Origin of the sequence: Microcoleus sp. S36b_A4, from assembly GCF_036700645.1 — a bacterium.
Lineage (GTDB): Bacteria > Cyanobacteriota > Cyanobacteriia > Cyanobacteriales > Microcoleaceae > Microcoleus.
Genome location: NZ_JAUBPI010000006.1, coordinates 41,053 through 62,914, shown reverse-complemented (window position 1 = coordinate 62,914; position 21,862 = coordinate 41,053). Strand labels below are relative to the sequence as shown.

The window sequence follows — 21,862 nt, the reverse complement described above, 5'->3', positions numbered from 1 at the left end:
TTCGCTGGCACTGCCAATATTGCGCGATATCAATTCATAAAAGGCGGAGACAGAGGCCTGATTACGATACTTTTAGGAAGAGTTAAGCCTTAAAAAAATTATATCCGTAGAGTGATGCCTGAGTTCGCTTAAATTTGCGAAATTAAAAGTATCAACTGCTACTGAAATATTTTAGAAAGAGGTATTATGGCCGCCCCAATTGAATTCAAGTTATTTGCTCCCTACAACAAAGGAGCTGCCTTGATTGGCTCTTTTTCTAATTGGGAAGATATTCCGATGGAAAAGGACGAAGAAGGTTATTTTCGCACGCGAGTTGAGTTGGAGGATGGCGTTTATCAATACAAATTTCGCGTTCAGTCGAAAAGCTGGTTTCTGGAAGCAGATCAGTGGGTAGATGTGGTCGATCCCTACGCGACTGACATCGACGATCCTACTCAAAACGGCATTGTTCGGATCAAAGATGGCGATCGCATTATCGATACCTATGTTTGGAAACACGACGATAAACCGCTACCGGCCGATCGGGAATTAGTGATTTATGAAATGCACGTTGCCGACTTTTCCGGTGGCGAAGCAGACCCGCTGGCCCGCGGCAAGTACAAGCACGTCGTCGAAAAACTCGATTACCTAGTCGAACTCGGCGTCAACGCGATCGAACTCATGCCCCTCAAAGAATACCCAGGCGACTACAGTTGGGGCTACAACCCCCGCTACTTCTTCGCGGCCGAGTCCAGCTACGGAACCACAGAAGAACTCAAAAACCTGATAGACGAGTGTCACGGGCGCGGGATTCGCGTGATCATGGACGGGATTTACAACCACTCGGAAGCATCGAGCCCCCTCACTCAAATTGATCACGATTATTGGTATCACCACGAGCCCCGCGATCCAGACAACAATTGGGGCCCGGAATTTAACTACGAATTCTACGACGAAAACTTAGGAACTTTCCCCGCACGCAGATTTGCTGGCGATACAGTCCGCTTCTGGGTTCAAGAATATCATCTCGACGGCATTCGTTTCGATGCGGCGCGACAAATTGCTAACTACGATTTTATGCACTGGGTAGTTCAAGAAGCCAAAAATGTCGCCGGCCCCAAACCGTTTTACACTGTTGCCGAATACATTCCCGACGAGCCCAGCATCACCAATCTAGACGGGCCGATGGACGGCTGCTGGCACGACAGTTTCTATCACTCCATAATTCCACAACTGTGCGGGGACAATTTTGATTTAGAACGGCTCAAAGAGGTAATCGACTGCAAGCGGCAAGGTTACTTGGGTGCTACGAATGTAGTCAATTATTTGAGTAATCACGATCACGATCGCATTTTTGCCGAATTGGGCGATCGCGGAATTTTGGATGAAGCCGCCTTCAAGCGGGCAAAGTTGGGAACCGTGCTGTTAATGACAGCAGTTGGCGTGCCGCTGATTTGGATGGGCGAAGAATTTGGCGAATACAAAGGCAAAACAATTGAGCAATCTAAAATTGACTGGACGCTGCTAGGAAATGACCTGAATAAAGGTTTGTGGGAATACTACAAAGGCTTGATTCACCTGCGTAAAAATAACCAAGCACTTTACACAGAAAACATCGAGTTTTTCCACGAAGACCCCGACTCGAAAGTTTTTGCTTACACTCGCTGGAACGATGAAGGTTCCAGAGTTGTAGTTGTGGCGAATATGTCGGAAAATTATCTGGCAGGTTACAGCGTTCCCCACTTCCCTGCCAACGGAACTTGGCACGAATGGACTGGGAATTATGATGTTGAATCTGGCGATGACAATATTATGATTGACTTGCCGGAATACGAAGCCAAAGTGTTTGTTTGGCAGTAATATCATTTCCGGTTACACCGGAATGATGTTGACTGTTGACTGTTGACTGTTGACTGTTCACTGTGAGTCAACAGTCCGCAATCACGGACGGTGCAAGCGGAATCAATATTATTTCCCAGATTGATTTTCTAAGCACAATTGCGTTGCCGCCGCCGCCGGTATTGGTTTGCTAAAGAAGTAACCCTGACCCATATCGCACTGATGCGATCGCAAAAACGCTAACTGTTCTGCTGTTTCCACTCCCTCAGCAATCACCTGTAAATTCAGCCCCTGTCCCAAGGCGATCGCCAGTTTCACAATAGTAGCACCGCTGCTGCCGGTCACCAAATCGGCCACGAAAGATTTGTCTATTTTTAAATTATTGAGGGGAAAGTTTTTCAGAGACCACAGCGAAGAATAACCAGTGCCAAAATCGTCCAGAGAAATGTGAATTCCCATGTCCTGCAACTGCTGCAATACCGACACAGTAAAGCTCACATCTGTCATGGCAATGCTCTCGGTAATTTCTATTTCTAAATATTCGGGATTTAACTTGGTTTCTGATAAAATTTCAGCGATGCTTTGTACAGTGTGAGGTTGCAGAAACTGGCGGGCTGATAAATTCACTGCTATCCGAATCGGCGGCAATCCCAGTAATTGCCACGCTCGATTTTGCAAGCAAGCAGTCCGCATCACCCATTCGTCAATTTGGCAGATTAATCCTGTTTCCTCAGCTAAGGGAATAAATCGATCGGGAGGAATCAAACCGCGTTCGGGATGCTCCCAGCGAATCAGAGCTTCCATGCCCGCTATTTTGCCAGTATTTAAATTTATTTGCGGTTGATAGTGCAGGACAAACTCAGATTTGTTTAGAGCTTTGTAAAGATCATTTTCTAAGTTAAGATCCTCGGAGACTTTACTGCCGATCGCCTGCGTGTAAAACTGATAATTATTGCGACCTTTCTGTTTAGCTTTATACATCGCCGCATCAGCATTTTTCAGCAAAGTTTCTGCATCTTCTCCATCATAAGGAGCCAAAGCAACTCCCAAGCTAGCCTTAATATAAAGTTCCAGACCCTCAAAATCAAAAGGACTGCTTAAACTCTGGATAATTAGCTGGCAAATCTTAGTTGCTTCCTCCGGGGTGTTGATATTGTACAGCAGCACAGTAAATTCATCCCCGCCCCAACGAGCCATCGAATCCCCCAGGCGCAAACAGTTAGTCAAACGCCGAGATACACTTTGCAGCAACAAATCGCCCACTGGGTGACCGAGAGTATCGTTAACATTTTTAAATCTATCTAAATCTAGAAAGATTACCGCCAGCATTTCTCCATTTTGGTGAGCGCTAGCTAAAGCTAAAGACAGCCTTTCATTAAACAGTAATCTATTGGGTAAACCGGTTAATGGATCGTGAGAAGCTTGATGTCGGATCATCGCCTCGACGCGCCTCTGCATTGCAGCCATGTACAGGTGAGTTCCTAAAGATTGTGCTAGCTTCTGTTCCTCGCTAGTCCACTTTTGAGCTTCGCCGGTTTTGATTTCTTTCCAAGCTGCAAAGGACTGTCGGGGACGATCGTGCCGGGCGTCCGAACTGCAACGGCCCGCCCACAAAATTTCGGTTTGTATAGGGCTGCGAAAAACGGTGAGACAGCCGATGCACTGTTGGCGATATTGCAGCGGTACTGCCAAAAAAGATCGAATGGAAGCTGCGACTAAATTGGCAGATACAGATTTAAGTTGAGGTTCTTTAGAAATATCGGAAATTGCGTACAGGTGCGGTACGAGAAAACTGGAAATATTGCTGTCAATTGAGCTGTAATGCTGGGAATATAGATTTTCAAAAATACCTAATTGGCTTGTATGATTAGCTGTTTGTGGTGGATCGTCTTGGTTTGCCCTCCCCATAATCTGCTGCCAAAATGGGCTGAGTTCAAGGTCGATGTCCGCTGGCTGCTGGCCACAGGTATAAAGCAAAGCGGGCCGATCGCCAAACTCGGCTGCAATGTAGAGACGCCCTCCTGAACCATGCAAATGCTTGACAGTTTGTTCGAGAACTGCTTTCCGAATTTCGTGGAGTTCCAGAGGAGAATGCAGCAAACTGGTAATTTGGTTGATAACAGCTTCGTCGCGCGCTTGCTGTCTAGCTTGACTTAGCAGAAAAGATTGGGCGATCGCAATTGAAAGTTGATCCACAAGCAACTGCACCATTTTCAATTCTCGATCGCTAAACCGTTTCGGTTGACTATGGTGAGACACCAACAGCCCCCAAAGGTGATTTTGATGCAAAATCGGCACCGTCAGAGAAGAACGTGCCCCCATAGCCTTCAGATATTCAGCGTGACAAGGGTCTACAGGACGATAGGTAATATCTTCAACTGCTAAAGTTTTACCGGTTTCGGGACAATCTAACCGGTTAATTGTTTGATGCTTCAATTCCACATCTACAATCACTCGCTGCCGCGCTTTGAGAAACATTTCCCGAGCACTATGGGGAATGTCGCCTGGTGGAAAGCGCAAACTCAGCATAGATGGCAACTTGTCGCCGTTGATGGACTCAGCAATGACCTCGCCACTACCGTCGGCCTCAAAGCGATAAACTTTTACTCGATCGCTCTGTAAAAAGCTGCGGATTTCTAGGGCAGTTGTCGTCAAAATCTCTTGCAGTTCTAAAGAGTTGCGGATGCGATTGGTAATTCGATTGAGTAAAATCTCTTGTTCTAAAGTCGATCGTGACATTTGTGTAACTTTGGTGCGGGTCATGCCTTTTGATCTCCCGGGCTGTTGACAGCATTTTTGCGAGCCACAGTCTTAACTTGCCTTGTATTATACATTACAATACTTTCGCTCTGTCTAGGGGCTTGACCCAACCCAATGATACGAAACTCGGTTTATGGAGATATTTCTGGTTTTCCGACAAATTTCGGTGAGAAACCGGGTTTTTCACAGCAATTACAAGGCAAGGAAAGAGCGATCTGACATTAGTGAGGACGAAAGTTCGATCGAGTTTGATCAGGACTCAAGTCCTCACTACAAAGCAATTGCAAAGCTACCAGGCAAAAAGTATAAAGAAACCGGGTTGAGCAACCAGTATTCTGCCCTCTGGAGGGAAAATACTGGTTGCTCAACCCGGCTAGTAAGTATTTATACCTTAAAACGTCTCGTTAAGCAGACGCCCAAATTTCCCGAATTCTGTCCGGCAAAAAGCCAGCTATTTCCTGAATTCGCTCCTCGGACAGCTCATCCTTCGTTGCCGAAAATACAGCCGCGATCGCAGTTTCCGGTTTTACTCCCGAAGGAAGTGCGCCTTCTAGTTCCACCCTCCGTGCAAACAAATTGCCATCGATCCCCAAAGGTGCAGGCGCGCCGGTCAAAGGTTGACGCACCCGGCTGAGCAATCCCACCAGCGGATTGGTATCTTTCCAGAGGTCTGCTATTTCTTGTTGCAGGGTTTTGTCATCCGTAGGCAAAACTTCTTTGTGCAATTCAGATTCCACGTGCTCGATGGCGTCTTTTGTCATCACATCGCGCATGACCCGGTACACTACTTCGGTAATGTCACGGGCATCAAAAATATCCTCCAAGTGACCGTTTACCATCACTTTTTCCAAAAACGGCATATCCTTTGAAGCGATAGGAACTGCCGACCCTTCTTGATGGAGCGACTTCGGAGGATTCGTCTCCATTTTGTGTAACAGTTTGCGGCCTTTTTCTGTTAAATCAGCTTCTTGAAATGCGACTAAAGGCGGCAATACCTCAGTTCCTCCGTAAGGTTCTCCACTAAAGTCAGCTTTAATAAATTCTCTTTGGTTGAGGTAGTCCAGATGACCGAGCAATTCCGCTTCTGCCACCTGGTGACCGACATATTCTTCGGCTGCGTTCCTAATTTCCGACTCTCCCCTGCCGTTTCCGCTGCCAATCTTTTTGAGCAAAATGTAAGTCAGGTCGTCTCTGATTGGAATTGTCATTAAAACCTCCTAGGTTAATATCCGGTAAAGCTCATGTAAAAACTTAATTTTTTTACTGGCTTAAATTGTGATGATTACTACTTAAAAACATTGAAGTATAAAGTAGAGTAATCAAGTATCTCTCAGCAGGTGTAAGTTATTAAATTCAAGTTGGGGCTAGAATATTCCTTTAGGTAGATCCATGTATGGGAGCCCACGTCTAATGTTGTTATTATCCTTAAAAGCTGTCGCCACTCTTCAATGCTATTAAGCGAGGATGCTTTATTGGTAAGATTCTCCGTATTTATTGCGTGTTTTTACCAGGGCTGACGCACCAAGAGCCCCTAAGTTGGTAATTGGCGCTGGGAGAGGTAGAATTAAGCAGGTGCTATGGGGTTAATCAACAGCGGTCATTTTGCCCGCAGTTTGTAGCGATATTGTATCGGATTAGACCAAAAACTGGTCATGGGAGAGCTACCAATACGAGCCAATCTGTTTCAAGTGCCGCAGTGCCACTTGAAGAATGCCTCGGTAACAAATTTTTTGATCGTTGCGCTCGGCATTTATGAACTACCTTCATTGGGACAATAAATTGGAATCCTCGTCTTTCATTAGCGGTCAACCCCAGGTTGACAAGCGTCCTTTAGTGTTGGCTGTAGACGACAATCCGGACAACCTAGAGCTGCTGACACAAATACTCGATTTATTCGGCTGCGAGTGCGTGGGAGCAGTGGACGGGTACGCAGCTCTTTCCGCAGCAGTCGATCGACAACCCGACCTAATCGTACTCGACATTTGCCTACCGGATATAGACGGTATGGAAGTAGTAAAGCGCGTCCAACAAAACCCCGATCTCAGACATATTCCGATTGTTGCTGTCACAGCACTAGCCAAACCAGAAGACCGCGCTCGAATTCTCGAAGCAGGCTGCGTGGAATACCTTTCCAAACCTTTTAACATCAAAGATTTAGAAACAGTTATCCGCCAGCACCTCGACTCTCCACTGGTTTTGGTTGAGTTTTAGATTTATAATTAGAATCACGGACTTGAGGTGCAGAGTCCAAAATTGCGATCGTTCCAGTGCGGCCTGTCTCCAAGGTCGCATCGCGGAGCAAATCAGTGACTCCCACGCCCAAAACCTTTTGAATTAATTCTTTCAGTGGCAATTCCATGACAGATTCTAATTCTGTCCGCACCTGCAAAGCCAAATCTTGCTGACCGTTCTGAGCGAGCAGTTTTTCTGGTTGAGTAAGCCCATTTTCGATAACAATTATTAATTTGTTATCCAAAAGATTGCAGAGCGCCTGACTCGTTTGGTGTCCGAGCTGAGAGCGGTACAAAGCTTGAATTCCCTGCGAAAGAGTGCGTTCTAATTTCCCGCGAGTAGGTTCTAATGTTTCGCCTGTCATATTTTTTATTGAGATAAAGATAAATCAAAAAAACAGTTAACTGTTAACTACTAACCGGTTAACAGTTAACTGCTAACTGTTAACTGTTAGAAATAACCGTCGCGTTATCCGACAGTAACTTCATTAGTTTCCACCCCAGTTGCACCCTTAACGCCTTTAGCAATTGTCACCAACTTGTTGACAATTTCCTGACTGGGAACTGTACCTTTGAGAACCACCGTAGTGCCAAGTTGAGCCACATAAACAGTCTCAATATCCGCAACATCTGGATTTGCATCGAAAGCCTGAGCAACCCGTTTAGCTAAACCGCTTTGATCGTATTCTCCGTTCAAGCCCATGCGTTCCGGCGGGATTGTCTGAGCGCTCGCAGCAGGTTGAGCTTGAGCTTGAGATTGAGCTACAGGTGCTTGGTAAGCAGGAGCATCAACAGTTTCTTGATTTTCAAGTTTTTCTAAACCAAACAATCTTTTTAGCCAGCCCATAGAGTTTGTCCTCCGACAAAGTTTGTGTTAATTGACTTGTTAATTGACAGTTGGCACGTCGCCGTGCAATTTTTATTCTCAATACCAGGAATTACGATCGCACTCTTGGATGCAGAAACCGAGTTTTTTTACAAAAAAGTATCGTTACAGCCATCCACCTAGGTAGAAAAACCCAGTTTGTTGAGTTTGGTGCGCCCATCCTAAATACAATTTACTGTTGTACAACTGGGCCGATCATCTGCCTAGAGACATAATTCTCCGGCTGTCAAACAAATAATTGTGCTGATCATTCCGGCAAATCAAACTTAAACTCTTCTTCCCCAACTTCTACTATTTTGTTATACATCCACTCGTGCCAACTTCCTGCAGCCGGAAACTTAGGAATGCTGTTACCAGATAGATAAGTATCCGAATAATTAGCGACAACTACTGCTCGCATTTCCTCATCGCTCCAGCGGTAGTAAGCCAGCACTTTGGCTTCGGAATTTTCGTGATAAATATCAATATTTTGGGTATAAAGTGCCGGAACTTTTTCCCGCAGCCGAATCACGTGTTTGTAGTATTCCAAGAACTCATAATTTGGCTAATTTTTCAACAAGAACCATTGCAGTTTATTCGACTGGTTGGGAGTTAGCCGAGTGGATTGTCCAAACTCTTCGCCCATCCACAGCATCGGTATTCCTACTACTGTGACTAACAAAACCGGGCGTTGCTGATTTACGGTATGAAAGGCTAAATATGCAAGTCATAGAAACCAGTATCTACAAAGCTTCGGGATTTTAAACTTATTTTTTTCATACCCTGATTAAGCAACGCCCTGAATTTTAGTGCGGAAATAACCTCTGTCATCTTTTTCTAATAATTTTTTTTCCCATTGGGAAAAAGAGCCGAGCAGTGTAGCTGCTTTGTTGTTGGGAGCGAAGAGTTTGAATTCAATTGCAGCGGCCATGAATATCTGGTTTGCAGAACTTATAAGTGTGATTAGTATTGATTTTTACAATTTGGTAAATCTGTCGCCATCGTTCTTAAGATTTACACCTGTAACTCTTATGTTGTTAGGTACTTATAGGCGCACCCGGAGGGTTTAGTAGTAGACACCCTAGCGATTGAGTAAGGTGCGCCACTAAGCAGCCGGAGGCCAGATTTAAATCAATCAAAAATGTAGTTAAAGTAACTAAAAAATATTAAGGGCTGTTTATGAAAAGTAATTTAACTTTTGATAACTAAATAAATCGTGGTCAGAGTTTAATATTTGTAACTAAAGGAACATTTTTTCGCTAACAGAGCTAATACTGTAGAAAGATGTCATTTTAGGCGGAAATAGCGAGGATGTGATTGTAATTATAAGGCAAGGAAAACCACAAGAATGAATGCTTTATTCAACTGGATTTTCGCGCCATCGACTTTAAGCCAAGTTTGAGCCGAGAATAGCAATGATTATTTTTGCTTATGTCTTGGCAGCAGTTGTTTTATAGTTTTTGACTGGCAAACTTGGCAGAACCGAAATCAGCTTTAACGACTGCTGCTACCTCAGTAATTGGTAATTGGTGAAAATCTCATTCGTCCCTGTTACCCGTTAGATATTCCGAGCAGTGGCTCTAAAGCTCTAAAAGTTTAATTGGGGATGTTGGCGAATTACCGTTACTGTAATACTCTGGAGTGTTAAAAATGCTAAAACAAATGTGTTGGTTGCCCAGACTCGGAGGCAAGGGAGAAAAGATATTGCACTTACGCACCGATGCCCGTCAGGGGTGGCGGTCTTATACAGCTTTTCCGCAGTTCGCTGTACCCGACTACCGGGAACCGGGCGGTTCTAAGGGATGGGCAACTTATCAGAAGCTGAGAGTTCAAGGGTGGAATTTAATATCGACTGCAGAAGGGCAGCAGTCGATTTTTGGCGAACAGAAAAGTGCTTAAAAAATCTGAAACCGCACCAATAAAAGAAGAGGATTTTACCTCTTCTTTTATTGGCTCTGGACGCAGAAACTGGGTTTTTAACCATCCTAGTTCGTTGCACTGGCAAGGTGTACGCTGTACACCCTACATACTTTCTTTTGAGATGTGTGCCAGTTGCAAGTAAATTAGGCGATCGCCCTTTCTCTCTCTGCTGTAGTTTCTACGTTATGGAGCACGGGCTGGTGAGTTTTTAAGTTAAACCGATATCCGTGGGGGAGGATGTGCAACTTGGCGCCGCAAATCGCTAAAGCCTCATCCTTTAACAGTCCCTCCAGATTGTCGTGGAGTTGTTCCGACGAGTCGATGACAGTTACAGCGTTTTCGCCAATAACTTCCAACTCGTCACCGTGGACTAAAATAGCTGTATTTTCGTCAATACCAAATCCCAACACGGCAGGTTGCAGCAAGAGTGCGGAAACTAAGCGTCCCAGACGACCTCGCTGGGCGAAATGCTGGTCGATGACGACTCCTGGAAGGAAACCCATTCCCGGCCCCATTGCTACCACATCAACGCGGGGATTTGTCTCCGAGTCTCCTTCAATAATCATCATGTCTGGCATCATCGCCGCGCCGGCGCTGGTGCCGCCAATGATGATCCCTTCAGAGAAGCGTTTGTGCATAGCTGCGTCGAGTTGGGTGTCTTTCAAGCAGCTAATAATCCGCGATTGATCTCCGCCGGTAAAGAATATGCCGGTCGCTTGTTCGATCGCTTCTAAATACTCTGGATTGTTGGCATCTTCCGGTTTCTGGGTGTCAACAACTCGCACATCTTCAGCGCCAAGTCGCTCAAACAGTCGGATGTAATTATCTCCTACTTCTCCCGGCAGGCTTGTCGCAGCCGTCATCACTACGACGCGGGATTTAGTGCCTCCGGCGCAGCGCAAGAATTCCCGCAGAATTTTGCAGTCCCCCTCTTTGTCTTCCGCACCACCAATAATTAGCAACTTCCCCTGGTTTTCGTTGCTCGCCATATTATCTCCACTTTTAACTTATTAAATTTCAATAAAACACAAAATTCCTTTTTCCGAAAACTGCCAAAAGGTATATATAGATACAAAAAAATCTCCGGTTTCTACCACTCTAGAACGCACACAGCAAGGGTGATATGGGAGTTTACTCATCCTCGACGATCCACGAAACAAACTTACCCCTCCTAACAGGAGATAGGAGGGGTCAAGAAATGAGCTTAAATTACAGGGCCCACGCGCGCGCGGTGATCAATCCGGTTTCTGATCCGATTCTTCGCTAATCCTCCTCTGATTGCTCGTAGAAATCGGGTTGATGAGCGTAAGTCCTCAATTAGTCCGATCGCCCGTTAGTGCGATCGCTCGATCAAATTGCTCAATATGGTACTCGCCCGTTCTAAAGGTAGGTGTCTGGGTTTGCCGTTCCAGACAATCTGATATTCGTTGCTGTTTTGACCATCACCGTAGCCAGAAATTAGCTTCCGGTGAAATGCTTCCTCAGCTAAGTGGTGAACTTTTTCCCTGAGAGCAGTTTGTGCGATCTTCATAATTTGCTGCCTCTTAAATTTTCTTTCACTGTCATAAACAATTATAAGTACACAGTGTACCTCTCAAAAGTTATAGCTTTTTTTTGCAAGGGGGGAAAGAAGTAGTCGTTAGTCATAAGTGCTTAGTTATCTATGCTTAGTTATCTATGCTTAGTCATCTATGCTTAGTTAGATGTTGAAAGAAGAAGGAATATTTTCCCACTCTCACACTCTCCCCCTCTCCCCCTCTCCCCATCTCCCCTACTCTCCCACTCCCCCTATCGGGCAATACTGAAGGCAGAATTGCTGGGAGTATTTATCTCACTGCTGGAATATCTATGCCCGCAGGTAGTATCCCATGCACCGACTATAAAGTTACCGTAAAAAATTAGCTCAAAGGAGGTTAGAAAATGCTGCAAGAAAAAACCACTGAAACAGCCCGCGTCAATGCTCGAAAAACCGATATTTTTGATGTTTTCAACTTCAAACACTATATCGGGCCCAATCCTTATTTAGACACCGCGGCTTTAGTTTTTGATTTAGCGGTGACGGGCGCGAGCGAACCTTTGCCGATCGCACATTACCAGGAAATTATTAGCGATCGCTACCCGCAATTCCTGCACGAAACTTTCTTGAACCATGCCCAACTGTTCGGCCGTACCGCCTCAGAAGTAGCAAAACTCGACATGGGTTTGCATTTTCAACACTGGAACATCAAGCCGTTTTCTCAGTTTAACAGAATCAGCATAGAAGCACTTCACGCCCGCACTGCCAGAGCAGTAGTTTACGCAGTTTGGGATTGGTTTGAAGCCATTAATCAAAATCAAGACTTTCCCTTGGAAGCACAAATTGGCGCGCTGCAAAACATGTTCCGGCAGTCAGTTTACGGAGGCCCGACAGTTTATTCGTTAATGCGATCGGCATCCCAAAAAGGCATTCCCGCATTTTATTTGTGGGATGAAGGACTAATGCAATATGGGTACGGCAAAAAACTGGTTCGTGGCTCTGCAACGACCTTTGATTCTGACAGCCACTTAGACTCAGATTTTACCACGCGCAAAGACGATTGTAAAGCTTTTCTCGCTACATTAGGATTTCCTGTTCCCAAAGGCGATATCGTCTCCACAGAAAACGGAGCTCTGGCAGTTGCTAGAGAAATTGGCTACCCAGTTGCTATCAAACCAGTAGTCGGTCATAAAGGAATTGGCGTAACAGCAGATGTCCGGGATGCCGAGGAATTGCAGGCAGCTTTTAAAAGAGCAGTTAAGGCTATTCCCGAAACCGATCCGGTGCGAGTAATTGTGGAAAACAGCATCAAAGGATCGGATTTTAGGCTGCTGTGCGTTGACGGCAAATTTGTTTCTGCAACTGAACGCCGACCCGCTTGCGTAACAGGTGATGGCGACTCAACAATTCGCGAATTGATCCGCCGTGAAAACCGCAAACCAGAACGTTTGGATACGCCAACTTCGGCCATGAGCAAAATTCAGTCCGACGAAGCGATGGAAATGTATCTGGAAGAACAAGGGCTGTCATTGGATAGTGTGCCAAGTAGCGATCGCACTGTGTATCTACGCAAAGTCGCTAATCTTTCCGCAGGCGGCATCAGCATCGACGCTACCCGCACTATTCACCCGGATAACATTGTTTTGGCTCAAGATATCGCCCTACATTTCCGGTTAACTTGTTTGGGGATTGATGTGATGACAGAAACTCTCGCCAAATCTTGGAAAACAGGCAATTTTGGTATTATCGAGATCAATGCCGCGCCGGGAATTTTTATGCACCTCAACCCCGCTGTCGGCGAAGGAGTTGATGTGCCTTCGCATATTATCGAAACTTTCTTTGAATCGGGCAAATCCGCCAGAATTCCGATTATAACTTTCAACAGGATTTCGGTACATGACCTACAAGAAACCATCGACCATATTCTGTTGCAGCATCCCGATTGGACAATCGGTGCTGTTTGTCGCGGTGGACTTTTTGTTAACCGTTCTGAAAAAGTTTTGAATAAGAATTACCATCTTAACGTGCAAAGTTTGCTACGGAATCCCAAGCTCGATTTGTTAATTGCTGAATATCCCGAAGATATTTTGGAAGCTGAGGGAATGTTTTATCGGGGTAGCAATATGGTGGTGCTAGATAATCCGGGAGAAACTGAGATGATGTTGGTTAGAGAAAGCACTGATGACGATACTGTTGTGGTGAGGGAAGGAAATAGTATTTCTATTCGCCGCCAAGGGTTGATCGAACAGTATACTCTGGGGGATGATGAACCGTTTACACGGGTTTATTTGAAGGAAATAGGGACTGTTTTGTAAGCGGTTCCACCTTTAAGTTGGCTTTGTAGGGCGGGTATTGAGTACCCGCCCCACCAGATCAAGGTTTTTTCTCGTTCCCAGGTTCTTCCGGGGAAAGAATTTGGGAGGGCCCAGATGGGAACTGGCTTCGTTACACTTAGTTACACTTAGTTACAATTCCTCAGTCGTGGATACACTATTCGTAAAAAGCCGGTTTCTTCCCAACTTTCTCGTTACCAGACCAATATTTTCGTAGAAACTGAGTTGCTCAGGGTAAGTCTTATTCCTGCGATCATAAGTTTTTAGACAATCTCGTTTCTGCGCTGCCCTTCGTGTTATCAAGGAATTTCACAAGTCCTTAAACGAATTGCACTCCGGTAGCAGAAGGTGTGGGAATATGAATGTTGCGAGCAATTGGTTTAATTCGCTGACCGAAAGTTTACAGTCGCACCGTCGCTACATTCCAGCAGCGCTGACTCTTTGCACAGGGACGAGTTTGTCATTGGCAGCCGCAGCCGTTGTGTGGCATTCGGAAAACCAACGAATGCAAGCTGAATTTCATCAGCAAGCCGATCGCCTGAATGTGACATTGCAGCAAAGCATCAATAAAAATTTAGAAGTTCTGTACTCACTTGAAGGATTCTACAGGGCATCTACTGAAGTTACGAGACAAGATTTTAAGGAATTCGCTCAACCTGCACTTTCCAGAAATGCTGCTATACATTCTGTTAATTGGATTCGGCGCGTGCCGGCTGCCCAAAAAACAGCTTACGAACGGACAATTCGAGCCGAAGGTTTTCCGACATTTCAAATTTACGAACGAACTCCTGATAAAAAGCAGGTCAAAGCAAGAGTGCGATCGGAATACTTTCCCATTATTTACAGAGAAGCATTAGAAGAAGATAACAAAGTGATCGGTTTTGATGTTGCCTCCAGCCCCGATCGCAAATCAGCTTTAGAAAAATCGGTGAATACCGGGAAAATAGCGGCTTCCGCGCGGATTAGATTAGTCAGCAACAATCAACCGGGATTGCAAGTATTTCTACCAGTACACCGCCGTACAACTTCTGCTGATAACTCCGTTAACGGCCGCCAAAACCTCATGGGAGTTATTGCGGGTCTGTTTCAGATCACGAGTATGGTCGATTCCTCTTTAGAATCGCTAAATTTAGACAAGATTAATTTTTACCTCTATGACAACTCTGCTATAGAGAAAGAACGCTTTCTGGTGCGCTACGACTCACAAGCTAAGCAGTTGATAGATAACCCCAAACACGAAAAGCCAGAGTTAACTAATTTGCGGGGAAAAATCTGTCAAAATCCGAGTGCTTGCACTCGCCTATTTAACGTAGCAGACCGCCAGTGGAGGCTGCTAGTTTTGCCTGGAAAGGGGTACAACAGTATGAGGACGCATCAGGGTTCGCTGGCAATTGGCGCGATCGGGCTATTGATGACTGGCAGCTTGACGATTTACCTGTTGATGTCTCTAGAACGTACTGCAAAAGTAGAACAGCAAGTGTACGATCGTACAATTCAACTAAAACAGCGCACCGCTGAACTAGAAACGGCACTAAAAAATTTGCAGGAAGCTCAATTTCAACTAATCCAAACTGAAAAAATGTCCAGCTTGGGGCAGTTGGTGGCTGGAGTTGCCCACGAAATTAACAATCCTGTCAACTTCATCTCTGGCAACCTGATCCATACAGGCGCATATACTCGAGACTTGGTGGAACTTGTGGAAATATACCAGCAGCAATATCCGAACCCAACGCCCGAAGTGCAAGCGAAATTAAAAGATATTGATTTGGAGTTTATCATTGAAGACTTGCCTAAAATCCTACAATCTATGAATCTGGGAGCTGAACGGATCAGCCAGATCGTGCTTTCTCTGAGGAATTTTTCACGCTTGGATGAAGCTGAAATGAAGTCTGTTGATATTCACCAAGGCATTGACAGCACCTTGATGATTTTGGATAGTCGGCTGAAACCAAAAGCAGATTTTTCTGGCATTAAAATCATCAAAGAATACGGGAATTTGCCATTAGTAGAGTGCTGGCCGGGACAATTGAATCAGGTATTTATGAATGTTCTGAGCAATGCTATTGATGTTTTATCTGATGCAGAAAGTAAAAAAAATCTCAAAAACAACGCCTCCAATTTTGGATTTTTACATACTATTCGGATTCGCACTGAACTTTTAAGTTCTAATTGTGTATGCGTGCGGATCGCTGACAATGGAACGGGCATGACAGAGAATGTCAAAAAACGTTTGTTTGATCCGTTTTTTACTACCAAGCCTGTAGGTAAAGGTACTGGCTTGGGATTGTCTATCGGTTATCAAATAGTAGACAAACATCAAGGTTCGCTCAGGTGCATATCGGCTCCGGGAGAGGGAACTGAATTCTTGATTGAGGTGCCGGTGCGGCAACAGTTCGAGCAATCTGTTTCTAAGGTTTCACCTGCGGTAGGTGTCAATCGATTTTAGATTTTAGATTTTAGATTTTAGAATGGGGGATAAATTACTGTTGAATGGTTTAGATGCCTTCTACGGTTGCAGCTTTTCTGAGAACTAATATCAAGTGAAATTAGGTAAATAAATTGGTAGAAGTTGATTTTTTTTAAAATAGTTTTTAGGAGTGCGAACCGGAGAAGTCGATTGAGACATAGTAGTTCTTAAAAAAGTTCGTGGGCGCGTGGGTTTTCGGTGTTCGGTAATCGGTAATCCGGAAAAAGGTCATCATAAAAAAGCTTGCTGTTCAAAAGCAGGGTAGCGCCATTATTCATTACCCATTACCCATTACCAGACATACCTCACTCTTAATGAGACTAGGCTATATATACCTAGCGAGAATTTGGCTTGCATTCCTGTGAAAGATGCTCGCGGTGCTTAGGTTGCACCCTACAATTAACAGTCAACTGTCCTGAGTTAGAGTTATTGCCAAGCTCGTCTTAATTTATAGTTAAATATCGCCCAAAACAAACATTTGGGGTTTTACCCGTCGTGACAATTTATAATTGTAGCGATGCCAGATTACCAATTACTAACTACGATGTCTTTACAATTTATTAGCATTCCGCCAAAAACCGATCGCAAGCCTGTCGCTTTGATTGTCGCTTTGCATGGATGGGGTGCTAATGCTCGGGATTTGACTTCCTTAGCGCCCTTTTTCAATTTGCCGGATTATCAGTTTATATTTCCCGATGCCCCATTTCCTCATCCCCAGGTAACAAGCGGCAAAGCGTGGTATAACCTTCAAAGCAAAGACGCTCAGGGATTGGTAGAAAGCCGGCAATTGCTGAGGGAATTTTTGCTGTCTTTGGAAGGCAGCACGGGCGTGCCTTTGTCTCGCACGATTTTAGGTGGCTTTTCTCAAGGCGGAGCGATGACTCTAGATGTGGGATTGACTTTGCCCCTAGCTGGTTTAATTTGTCTGAGCGGTTATTTACACCAGATTTCGCCAGTTGCGGGGAGTGTTTTGCCACCTGTTTTAATCGTACACGGTACTCAAGATACTATTGTGCCTGTTAGTGCTGCTGTGCGATCGCGCGAGAGTTTGACGGCTTGGGGAGCTGCGGTGCAGTATCGAGAATTTAACATGGGACACGAGATTCTGCCGGAAGTTATAGATGTAATGCGAAGTTTTGTTGTAGAAACTGTGTCGAAATCTGATTAAAGGTTTAGTATATAGTATGGCGGAAGTCTCGGGCAGGGGAAAAAAATGAAAACTTTAACCAAAGCATCGCGCGATATTGCTGTACTTACTTCTCAGGACGTGGCGGAATTGGCTGTCCGTTTGGAAGTTGACGATTATACAGATCCTTTTGAGGGATTGAATGATTGGCATTTGTTGCGATCGCTTGCTTTTCAGCGGCCAGAGATGGTTGAACCTTATCTCCACCTTCTGGATATGGAAGCCTACGACGAAGCATAGACTTAAAAATCTAGCTCAAAATTTTCTACGGGATTGAGGAAGAAGTTAGCAGCATATTTTGTTGCAGATTAAACAGATGAGTGAGGGATTTTAGTCTGTTTTTATCTTAATTTCTTTCTTGATTCTTTTTTATTAAAAAATTACATGAAAGGCAGACGAATTTTAATCGGGGTTAGTGGCGGGATTGCGGCTTACAAAGTTTGCGAAGTAGTTTCAACTTTAGCGAAAGCTGGAGCGGAAGTTAAAGCTATTCTTACTGATGCGGCTGGGGAGTTTGTAACGCCTTTGACTTTTGCTACTCTCTGCCGCCATCCTGCTTTTACTGACAAAGATTTTTGGCAAGCAAGTCACGGGCGTCCCCTGCATATTCAACTGGGAGAATGGGCGGAAGTTTTTGTGATTGCTCCTTTGACAGCTAATACTTTGGCTAAGTTGGCGGGGGGTTTTGCTGATAATTTGCTGACTAATACTGTCTTAGCTTCTAGTTGCCCAATTTTGCTGGCACCGGCGATGAATACGGATATGTGGGAACAGCCGACGGTGCAGCGGAATTGGCGGGAAATATTGAGTTATCGGCGCTATCATGCTGCGAATCCGGGGGCGGGAATGCTGGCGTGCGATCGCGCGGGTGTCGGCCGCATGGCAGAACCTTATGAGATTTTGCCTCATATTGAATCGCTGTTGTATGCGAAGGGCGATCGAGATTTAGCGGGCATTAGGGTGTTGATCAGTGCGGGAGGAACGCGCGAACACCTCGATCCGGTGCGGTTTATTGGCAATCCTTCCACGGGCAAAATGGGCATAGCTTTGGCGCAAGCTGCACAGCATCGGGGCGCGACAGTGACGCTGGTACACAGTATAACTGGCGAGTTGCCGCTGTCAGGTGTGCGGGCGATCGCAGTTACGAGTGCACAAGAAATGCGGCAGGCGATGCTGCAATGCTTTCACGAGGCGGATTGGACGGTGATGGCGGCGGCGGTAGCCGATGTGAAGCCGGCTGAGTACAGTAGTGAGAAATTGGCGAAGCGATCGCTCCCGAATTGTTTGCCTTTGGCACCTGTAGCGGATATTGTGGCAGAGTTGGGAAAATTAAAACAGCCGCACCAAAAATTAATCGGGTTTGCAGCACAAACTGGAGATATTGTCAAGCCTGCTGTGGAGAAATTGCGGGCGAAGAAACTAGATGTAATTGCCGCAAACCCGATCGATCGAATAGGTGCCGGTTTTGGCAGCAATACAAATCAAGCAATATTAATTAATGCCGCCGGAAAGCAAGTAGAAATAGCACCTTGCAGCAAGCTAGAAATGGCTCACCGATTGTTAGATTTTGTGATGAAAGGGTGAGGGCGCGATTTACTCATTAACTGGGATTAATTACTACTGGTTCGGGCGATAATTCTGATTCCCCAAAATCCGTTGATTCCGAGTCAGCCGACAACTCAGTCTCTGCGACAGTAATTTCTAGTTTAAATCCTAATGCTTCGAGCAATTCTACAAAGCTGTAAATTTCCGAACCGCCGCTTTCAGTCAGCATCTTGTCGAGTTTTTCGTGATTCTGTTTTGCTGACTCCGAAAGACCATTCATCGTGATTCGAGCCTCAATCACCTTTCTGATGGCATTTCTCAAAAGTGCTGGTTCAGGGTCTTTTTCTTCCAAGATAGCCCCGATAAAACCAGCAGCGTGTTCGGCATCTTTGAGAGATTCAATTAGGGAGTCGCGGTAGCTATCGCTGGTAGGCATTTTCATTGAATTTCCTAGGGTTCTACTTCCATCATTTTATCGCAGTCGATCGGCAATTTCTCTCGTAAGTGCGATCGACAGTCCATTCAACAAGCAAATCATACTTAAGATAGAGGTATTCCAGCGACAAAATAGTAAACCTTGTTTGAGGAAACAAAGTTTAAATCAAACAGGGCATTGTGAATGAATTTTAAATCGATCGCAAAAACCAATCTACTATTCGGCAGCCTGATAATTAGCCTCGGATTGCAATCACTTCCAGCCACAGCGCAAGCAGTCACCGACGCGCAAGTTTCCGCCCTCGTAGAAGCGCTGCGACAAGCCGCCCCGCCTCAAACTGCAAATGACGGAATGTACAGTCAGTGGCAAGTTTTACCCAATAATATTTCCCGCTGGGCAAAATTCTGTACCAAACAAGATTTAACACCGCAACAATTTGAGGCAGACGCGACAAAAGCCAAATCAATTGTTACCTGTATCGTGGGCGATTTGCTGCGCGACGAATACAAAGCTAGCAGCAACAATGAATTAACCGCTGTACGCCGCGCCGCTTGCTGGTGGATGACTGGGGAATCGGCAGCTTGCAAAAGTGGGGCAACTGCTACTTTTGCCGAGAAAGTTGTCAGCGTTTACCAGCAGCAGCGGCCTAAAAAGTAAAGTTTGTGCTGGCGGAATTTAGATTTTGTTGACCGCAGCCCCTAGGTTTTAGGGAATACCGGAACTCGGAGCAGTAAGTTAAATACGGGCGCAAATAACGGCTGACAAATTGCAGCATCGGTGCATTCTCAATCGTTATTTTGATGCACGGCTGATTGATTGAATAGAGTTGTCCTTTGATGCACTTTGGTTGTATTAGTGGACGTGTTTTGAGATTCTCTGCCCTCTTCTCAATGGCGCGATTGCCACTAGGTATATATCGATGAGAATCGATTGTTAAAAACGCTTGATTCCAGCGGCGATTCCGGTATTAGGTTTAAGGCAGCCTATCCGAGGAAAAGGCAAGCTCTGGGTTCGCCTGAGCTGCCTTGATTTCCTCTCACTTTCACCTGGTTTGAGCTTTTCATGAGAGATGTTTTGCCTTGAATTGAGCGACTCTTTAGTCGAGACAAAAAGTAGCGCGGGGACGGGTCAGCCACAAGCACTGCTGACCCGTCGCACTCAGCCAGTGCGCGGTTCTAGATTGCGACGAAAGTCGAGGCAGTCAGAGTATTAGTATTCACCCCAGTCAGGACGGCTAAAACCTCACTACCCATAAGAATCTGATTCCCGGAGAACGACAGATTCCCAAACGTTAAACCCCCAGTCAGACCGATTTTGTCGGTACCCAACTTGAAGTCACTAATCGTATCGATGCCCTCGATGGCGGCAAACACGAAGATATCCTTGCCGTTGCCACCGGTCAAGGTGTCGGTACCCAGTCCACCCCTCAAGGTGTCATCGCCATTGTCACCATTGAGTAAGTCGTTGCCCGCACTCCCGACTAGGAAGTCAGTGCCATTGCCGCCAATCAAGCTGTCGTTTCCGGCATTACCGATGAGGCTGTCGTTACCGTTGCCGCCGTTGAGCGAGTCGTTCCCTGCTGTACCCGTGAGAGTGTCCTTGCCGCTGCCACCCATTTGAGTACCGCCGACGGCGACACTGACATTCGCGCTGCTGGTGCCGCCCTTGCCATCGCTGATGCTGTAGTCAAAGCTGGCGTTACCCGTGAAGTTAGTGCTGGGGGTGAAGATGACATTGCCATTAGAGAAGGTAACGCTGCCATTGACAGGATTACTGACCCCCGTCAGGCTGAGGGTATCGCCATTGGGATCGGTGTCGTTGGCTAACAGAGTTGAAGCCGCAATGGTGACGGCAGTATTTTGAGCCGTGGTAGCGATGTCGGCGTTAGCCACGGGGGGTTGATTGGTGGGAGTCGTTCCCTGACCAAACACCACATAACTTTGCCCTGCATCACGGATGCCGTTGGGGTCGGCAAGGCGTGCCCCGATAATCAGGTCATCAAAGCCATCGCCGTTGACGTCCCCGGCGCTGCTGACCGACGAGCCTGACCAGTCATTCGCCGCGATGCCGTTAATCGCAAAGCCGTTGCTGCCGTTGAGCGTTGACAGGTTGAAGCTGGCACCAAAGCCACTGTTGCTGCCAAACACTACATAACTAGATCCTGCACCGTAGATGCCGTTGGGGTCGGCAAAGCGTGCCCCGATAATCAGGTCATCAAAGCCATCGCCGTTGACATCCCCGGCGCTGCTGACCGACCAGCCTAATTGGTCAACCGCGGCGATGCCGTTAATCGTAAAGCCGTTGCTGCCATTGAGCGTTGACAGGTTGAGGCCCGCACCAAAGCCACTGTTGCTGCCAAACACTACATAACTGGAGCCTGCACTGTTGATGCCGTTGGGGGAGGCAAAGCGTGCCCCGATAATCAGGTCATCAAAGCCATCGCCGTTGACGTCCCCGGCGCTGCTGACCGACCAGCCTGATTGGTCAGCCCTCGCGATGCCGTTAATCGCAAAGCCGTTGCTGCCGTTGAGCGTGGACAGGTTGAGGCCCGCACCAAAGCCACTGTTGCTGCCAAACACCACATAACTTTGCCCTGCATAACTGATGCCGTTGGGGTCGGCATACACTGCCCCGATAATCAGGTCATCAAAGCCATCGCCGTTGACGTCCCCGGCGCTGCTGACCGACGACCCTGATAGGTCAAAGGCCGCGATGCCGTTAATCGCAAAGCCGTTGCTGCCGTTGAGCGTGGACAGGTTGAGGCCCGCACCAAAGCCACTGTTGC

The 21,862-nt window shown here is 46.1% G+C and carries 20 protein-coding genes; 10 read left to right on the top strand and 10 right to left on the bottom strand.

Annotated elements, in window-relative coordinates; all coding sequences use genetic code 11:
- Nucleotides 1-186 precede the first annotated feature (186 nt).
- Entirely contained in the window at nucleotides 187-1,839 is a 1,653-nt protein-coding gene (locus QUA03_RS03490) for an alpha-amylase family glycosyl hydrolase (RefSeq protein ID WP_333209688.1), read from the top strand.
- Between the two features lie 108 nt (nucleotides 1,840-1,947).
- On the opposite strand, the gene QUA03_RS03485 is transcribed toward QUA03_RS03490, so the two are convergent.
- Both QUA03_RS03485 and QUA03_RS03480 read right to left on the bottom strand, forming a co-directional pair.
- Nucleotides 1,948-4,581, bottom strand: coding sequence for an EAL domain-containing protein (locus tag QUA03_RS03485; protein ID WP_333209687.1), 2,634 nt, complete (start codon nucleotides 4,579-4,581; stop codon nucleotides 1,948-1,950).
- A 401-nt stretch (nucleotides 4,582-4,982) separates the two neighbouring features.
- Nucleotides 4,983-5,786 carry a DUF2267 domain-containing protein gene (locus QUA03_RS03480; protein WP_333209686.1) on the bottom strand — a complete coding sequence of 268 codons (804 nt, stop codon included), beginning with the start codon at nucleotides 5,784-5,786 and terminating at the stop codon, nucleotides 4,983-4,985.
- 544 nt (nucleotides 5,787-6,330) lie between these two features.
- Here QUA03_RS03480 and QUA03_RS03475 point away from each other — a divergent pair.
- Nucleotides 6,331-6,789: a response regulator gene (locus QUA03_RS03475; RefSeq protein ID WP_333209685.1), complete on the top strand. Its 459-nt coding sequence runs from the start codon at nucleotides 6,331-6,333 to the stop codon at nucleotides 6,787-6,789.
- Here QUA03_RS03475 and QUA03_RS03470 read toward each other — a convergent pair.
- Nucleotides 6,743-7,174: a DUF2294 domain-containing protein gene (locus QUA03_RS03470; RefSeq protein ID WP_333209683.1), complete on the bottom strand. Its 432-nt coding sequence runs from the start codon at nucleotides 7,172-7,174 to the stop codon at nucleotides 6,743-6,745. The genes QUA03_RS03475 and QUA03_RS03470 overlap by 47 nt on opposite strands.
- A gap of 104 nt (nucleotides 7,175-7,278) precedes the next feature.
- Nucleotides 7,279-7,656, bottom strand: a complete 378-nt coding sequence (locus QUA03_RS03465; protein ID WP_333042016.1) for a BON domain-containing protein — start codon at nucleotides 7,654-7,656, stop codon at nucleotides 7,279-7,281.
- Between the two features lie 24 nt (nucleotides 7,657-7,680).
- Between QUA03_RS03465 and QUA03_RS03460 the strand changes: the two genes are divergently transcribed.
- Complete coding sequence (locus QUA03_RS03460; protein WP_333082900.1) at nucleotides 7,681-7,818, top strand: hypothetical protein; 138 nt, start codon at nucleotides 7,681-7,683, stop codon at nucleotides 7,816-7,818.
- Between the two features lie 124 nt (nucleotides 7,819-7,942).
- Here the strand turns inward: QUA03_RS03460 and QUA03_RS03455 are convergent, their stop codons facing one another.
- Both QUA03_RS03455 and QUA03_RS03450 read right to left on the bottom strand, forming a co-directional pair.
- Nucleotides 7,943-8,224, bottom strand: a complete 282-nt coding sequence (locus QUA03_RS03455) for an alpha amylase C-terminal domain-containing protein (protein WP_333209681.1) — start codon at nucleotides 8,222-8,224, stop codon at nucleotides 7,943-7,945.
- Nucleotides 8,225-8,461: 237 nt separating this feature from the next.
- Nucleotides 8,462-8,605 carry a hypothetical protein gene (locus QUA03_RS03450; protein WP_333209679.1) on the bottom strand — a complete coding sequence of 48 codons (144 nt, stop codon included), beginning with the start codon at nucleotides 8,603-8,605 and terminating at the stop codon, nucleotides 8,462-8,464.
- Between the two features lie 719 nt (nucleotides 8,606-9,324).
- On the opposite strand from QUA03_RS03450, the gene QUA03_RS03445 reads away from it, so the two are divergent.
- Nucleotides 9,325-9,573, top strand: coding sequence for a hypothetical protein (locus QUA03_RS03445; RefSeq protein WP_333209677.1), 249 nt, complete (start codon nucleotides 9,325-9,327; stop codon nucleotides 9,571-9,573).
- A 164-nt stretch (nucleotides 9,574-9,737) separates the two neighbouring features.
- Here QUA03_RS03445 and QUA03_RS03440 read toward each other — a convergent pair whose 3' ends face one another.
- Together QUA03_RS03440 and QUA03_RS03435 are read right to left on the bottom strand one after the other, a co-directional pair.
- Complete coding sequence (locus tag QUA03_RS03440) at nucleotides 9,738-10,583, bottom strand: cyanophycinase (RefSeq protein WP_333209676.1); 846 nt, start codon at nucleotides 10,581-10,583, stop codon at nucleotides 9,738-9,740.
- Between the two features lie 344 nt (nucleotides 10,584-10,927).
- Entirely contained in the window at nucleotides 10,928-11,125 is a 198-nt protein-coding gene (locus QUA03_RS03435; protein ID WP_015175364.1) for a hypothetical protein, read from the bottom strand.
- Between the two features lie 389 nt (nucleotides 11,126-11,514).
- Here QUA03_RS03435 and QUA03_RS03430 point away from each other — a divergent pair, with 389 nt between their 5' ends.
- The 5 genes from QUA03_RS03430 to coaBC all read left to right on the top strand — a co-directional run bounded on the left by QUA03_RS03430 (nucleotide 11,515) and on the right by coaBC (nucleotide 18,680).
- On the top strand, nucleotides 11,515-13,425 hold the full coding sequence (locus tag QUA03_RS03430; RefSeq protein WP_333209674.1) for an ATP-binding protein: 1,911 nt from the start codon (nucleotides 11,515-11,517) through the stop codon (nucleotides 13,423-13,425).
- A 376-nt stretch (nucleotides 13,426-13,801) separates the two neighbouring features.
- Nucleotides 13,802-15,889: a CHASE domain-containing protein gene (locus QUA03_RS03425; protein WP_333209673.1), complete on the top strand. Its 2,088-nt coding sequence runs from the start codon at nucleotides 13,802-13,804 to the stop codon at nucleotides 15,887-15,889.
- 565 nt (nucleotides 15,890-16,454) lie between these two features.
- Nucleotides 16,455-17,078: an alpha/beta hydrolase gene (locus QUA03_RS03420; protein ID WP_333209671.1), complete on the top strand. Its 624-nt coding sequence runs from the start codon at nucleotides 16,455-16,457 to the stop codon at nucleotides 17,076-17,078.
- A gap of 45 nt (nucleotides 17,079-17,123) precedes the next feature.
- The gene (isiD, locus tag QUA03_RS03415; protein WP_106150386.1) at nucleotides 17,124-17,336 is read left to right on the top strand and encodes a protein IsiD; all 213 of its coding nucleotides are present in this window, start codon (nucleotides 17,124-17,126) and stop codon (nucleotides 17,334-17,336) included.
- Between the two features lie 144 nt (nucleotides 17,337-17,480).
- Complete coding sequence (gene coaBC / locus QUA03_RS03410; RefSeq protein WP_333209669.1) at nucleotides 17,481-18,680, top strand: bifunctional phosphopantothenoylcysteine decarboxylase/phosphopantothenate--cysteine ligase CoaBC; 1,200 nt, start codon at nucleotides 17,481-17,483, stop codon at nucleotides 18,678-18,680.
- Between the two features lie 16 nt (nucleotides 18,681-18,696).
- Here coaBC and QUA03_RS03405 read toward each other — a convergent pair whose 3' ends face one another.
- On the bottom strand, nucleotides 18,697-19,083 hold the full coding sequence (locus QUA03_RS03405) for a transcriptional regulator (RefSeq protein ID WP_333209667.1): 387 nt from the start codon (nucleotides 19,081-19,083) through the stop codon (nucleotides 18,697-18,699).
- 177 nt (nucleotides 19,084-19,260) lie between these two features.
- Between QUA03_RS03405 and QUA03_RS03400 the strand changes: the two genes are divergently transcribed.
- Nucleotides 19,261-19,734 carry a hypothetical protein gene (locus QUA03_RS03400; RefSeq protein WP_333209665.1) on the top strand — a complete coding sequence of 158 codons (474 nt, stop codon included), beginning with the start codon at nucleotides 19,261-19,263 and terminating at the stop codon, nucleotides 19,732-19,734.
- Between the two features lie 518 nt (nucleotides 19,735-20,252).
- On the opposite strand, the gene QUA03_RS03395 is transcribed toward QUA03_RS03400, so the two are convergent.
- The coding region (locus tag QUA03_RS03395) for a cadherin-like domain-containing protein (protein ID WP_333209662.1) at nucleotides 20,253-21,862 on the bottom strand (1,610 nt) is incomplete at its 5' end.